Raw genomic sequence first — 3,266 nt, 5'->3', positions numbered from 1 at the left:
GGATCTTCTATGGCTAATTGAACAATTTTCTCTTTGATAGTGTCCATTGTTTCACCTCCTATAACTTTCATAAGATTGTATTATGATGTATTTATTCATCTTTCCTCCAAAAATTTCACTCGCTTTCTAATTGTAAATTGTTGTACATATCATTAAATCTTTCTTTTAATATTGACTTGCGCATATCGTAATCCAATCCTGACTTTATAAGTTCGGTATTAAATTTCTGTAGTTTCCTAATAGCATTCACTTGCCAATTAGCGATATAATCTCTGATACTTGTTCCCTTCTCTAGTTCATTTTCTTCCCTGACTTCTTTGGCTGTTTTACCTAATACTATCCTGTTCAGCATATCTGCTTCATTGCTATAGTGATACCATTTGGCTGTTTTACCTTCCTTCTCCTTGGCTTGCTTAATTGCATCAGTCATTGGCTTATACTCTATTTTGGCGATGTGTCTGTTCTTGAGTAGTTCCTCCATTTTATTAAATTGTTTCATGTACTCTACTTTTAAATCTATAAATCTTTTACCATTATAACCCATTGCTAATAAGATAACTCCGTCTTTAGATAACAAATATTCTCTATTCATCCTGCCACTTTTACCCTTATATTTACTGTCCTTAAAATTTAGTTCAGTAAATTTTTCATCTTCTGCCCTTTTAATTATTTTATCAATCTTAGCCAATACATTATCATGCCTTTTATCAAAAACATCTGAAATTTTTCTGCTGCTTACAACTGCATTCTCCCCGTCAATAGTAGTTACACCTAATTCTGTCATTCCATCTTCAACTGTTAATTTACTCATTATTAGCCTCCTCAAAGTATTTCATAAGTGCCTCTTCAACAATCTCTGTCTGTGGCCGATCAGTGTCCTTGCTTTCCTGTCTAACTCTCTTTACCAAGTCAACTGGCAGATAAGTAGTAAATGATGTTTTCATTTTATCACCTCCTTAGTATTATTATAGTGAAATAAATTAATTAATGCAAGTGATAAAAAAATAATTGGTTAGCCCGCTACCAACGGACCAGTGTGTTATCTTTGTACTCCACTTTGATAACCTTGTGACTGAAAACTCTAATCTTTCTATCGCCATTTATAATGTCGAAATAATGACTGTCGCCTGCACCTCTTGGTTCGGATTCTACTATCTTATCAACTTGGTCTGCATAATAAGTTTTACCCTTAACTACAATCTTAGAAATATCATAATTATTCATCTTATCACTCCTTTGTAGTTGGCCCGCGACCAACGGGCCAGTGTGTTATAATTTGTTAATGTTTCTTTTCAACTCCCAGTCTGGAATAAGTGGGACAACTGCCTCTGCAACTTTCTTGAGTCGTTTTACATCTCTGCGGTTGTGACTCTTGATTCTATCCCACATGACACTGTTTGCTCTTTCAATTTCTTCGTGTTCACCCACGATTGCTTTTTTATTTTCATTATCTTCAATCGCATTATATAACTTGGGGATTTCGCCACCATCTGTATAGATTTCCTCGCACTCTGGATCAAACAACATCTGATATACTTCTTGCAACGAGTTATCTTCTTTTGCTTCTGGATTGTCATAGTCTAACCAGTCCGGATTATCAAGCTCACAGATTGCGTTATAAGCCTGTTTCATGTTCTGATAATCTATGCCATTGACCTCTGCTAACTCTCTTAAATCAGCGGCTTTAAACTGTGATTTGCTAGGTGTTTCAGTTACATAATGAGTAGTGTTGATGTATTTTCTGACCAGTGGTAACAAGTCTAAGTGTTTAACTCCGTCTAGTTGCCAGTCTATATCTTTTTGAATACACTTTGAGCGCAACCATGGGAAATCAAAACCACCTCTGTAGTTTTCACCGTTCCAGGTGACAATTAAGCCGTGGAAGCCATCAATCATAGGTTTGTAACTAACAACTTTATCTAAATCAGTTTCTACACTAACGACATCATCTGTCATACTAGCTGCGCAAATAAATTTATCTTCCCAAGCGCTGAATCCAGTTGTTTCTATGTCGAAATATAGAGGTGTTAAGTTATTAATCTTCATCTTACCACTCCTTTGTTGGCCCGCTACCAACGGGCCAGTGTGTTAATAGTTTTGTTGACACTTAAAGCAAACTATCTTGCCATTAAATCTATCTGAGTAACTAGAGCAATAATTGTTAATCTTTTCTTTTGCATCTCCTAGTTCTTTGCCACAATCATCGCACTTGGACTTCATCACACTAGAATTATTAGAGTCTTTTTTACTCTTGTCACTTCTAACTGTCCTATCTTCTTCACCGTGCTTATTCGTTGCGTCAGCATCTTTTGATTCATCAAGGGCAAACATACCATCAAGTGCATACTTACGGGCATAACTGGACGCTGTCCCTGTTATTTGGCTTTTGTCCATGCCTTTCTTGGACTCGGTCTCTCTAGCATAAGCCATATTAGTAACCATGTCGCCTGAGTCCAGATCAATAATGGTAACAGTTGCCTTAATGTAATACCTTTCACCTTTCATCACCAATTCGTCCCCAACCTTCATCCCCATGTTATATTCAGCTAAAATAGGTTTTACTGCTTCTAATATATCCTCGCAACTCCTGAAACTATACCCACCAAAATCATTATACTGATTTTTCGGAACTTTCAAGTTATTCTGAACTTGTATTAACTTCTTGTATACCTCACTCATGTTATCATCCTTTCTACTCTAGTTGTGTAGTGCCCGCTTGACCACTCAATAACCTCTCTGTCTGGCTCAAAATAGAAGCTAACCTCTTCTTGCTCGTCTAATGAATATATATCAATGCAACCAAATTCAGTTTTAGTGCCTTTCTCGGTGAATCGGTAGCATACTGCACCGTTTTGAAACATTCTCTCCAACTCGTCGATAAGTGCCTGTTTAGTCATTGTGCAAGTGACTTTGTGATGCGGCAGGGCTTTCGTACCCTGCCAGGAATGACTAGCTTTGACCGCCATTTGAATCACCTCTCAACTTCTCTAGCTCTTCATATTTCTGTTGCTCAATAATGTCGTCTGCACGCTCTGTAATTTCTTGTTCTACTATCTGTTCGTACATATTAAGCACCTACCTTGTACTCTGCGACTTGGTCTACATTGTGATTGATGAATACTGTGCTGCTCAAATGAGAGTCGATAATCTCTATCTGCTCCACGGAACTAGGCTCAAGGTCAACACTACCATCAACAGCTAATTCTAGCGTGTCTAAGAAACTCTGTACTTGGTCTGCATCTATCTGCTTGCTTCGTTGTTCCTCC

At 37.5% G+C, this 3,266-nt stretch carries 7 protein-coding genes; all 7 read right to left on the bottom strand.

The genetic code is table 11. The annotated features are described in order from the left end of the window. Positions 1–115: 115 nt before the first annotated feature. A complete protein-coding gene (locus QZ276_RS08355) occupies positions 116–811 on the bottom strand; it encodes a Rha family transcriptional regulator (protein ID WP_292487063.1) in 696 nt (231 codons plus the stop codon). Beyond that, entirely contained in the window at positions 804–944 is a 141-nt protein-coding gene (locus tag QZ276_RS08350; protein WP_292487061.1) for a ribbon-helix-helix domain-containing protein, read from the bottom strand. Before QZ276_RS08350 ends, QZ276_RS08355 begins: the two co-directional genes overlap by 8 nt. Positions 945–1,269: 325 nt before the next feature. Continuing rightward, the gene (locus QZ276_RS08345) at positions 1,270–2,046 is read right to left on the bottom strand and encodes a ribonuclease H-like domain-containing protein (protein WP_342765716.1); all 777 of its coding nucleotides are present in this window, start codon (positions 2,044–2,046) and stop codon (positions 1,270–1,272) included. Between the two features lie 42 nt (positions 2,047–2,088). Continuing rightward, complete coding sequence (locus QZ276_RS08340; protein WP_292487058.1) at positions 2,089–2,679, bottom strand: ERF family protein; 591 nt, start codon at positions 2,677–2,679, stop codon at positions 2,089–2,091. Beyond that, positions 2,676–2,966, bottom strand: a complete 291-nt coding sequence (locus tag QZ276_RS08335; RefSeq protein ID WP_292487056.1) for a hypothetical protein — start codon at positions 2,964–2,966, stop codon at positions 2,676–2,678. The genes QZ276_RS08340 and QZ276_RS08335 overlap by 4 nt, the downstream gene beginning before the upstream one ends. Beyond that, a complete protein-coding gene (locus QZ276_RS08330) occupies positions 2,950–3,075 on the bottom strand; it encodes a hypothetical protein (protein WP_292487054.1) in 126 nt (41 codons plus the stop codon). The genes QZ276_RS08335 and QZ276_RS08330 overlap by 17 nt, the downstream gene beginning before the upstream one ends. Beyond that, a partial coding sequence (locus tag QZ276_RS08325; protein WP_292487052.1) for a hypothetical protein occupies positions 3,068–3,266 on the bottom strand: 199 nt, incomplete at its 5' end. The genes QZ276_RS08325 and QZ276_RS08330, both read right to left, overlap by 8 nt.

The organism is Methanohalobium sp., from assembly GCF_018609725.1.
Lineage (GTDB): Archaea > Halobacteriota > Methanosarcinia > Methanosarcinales > Methanosarcinaceae > Methanohalobium.
Note: the sequence above shows the minus strand (reverse complement) of the source record. Positions and strands in the feature narration are given on the sequence as shown.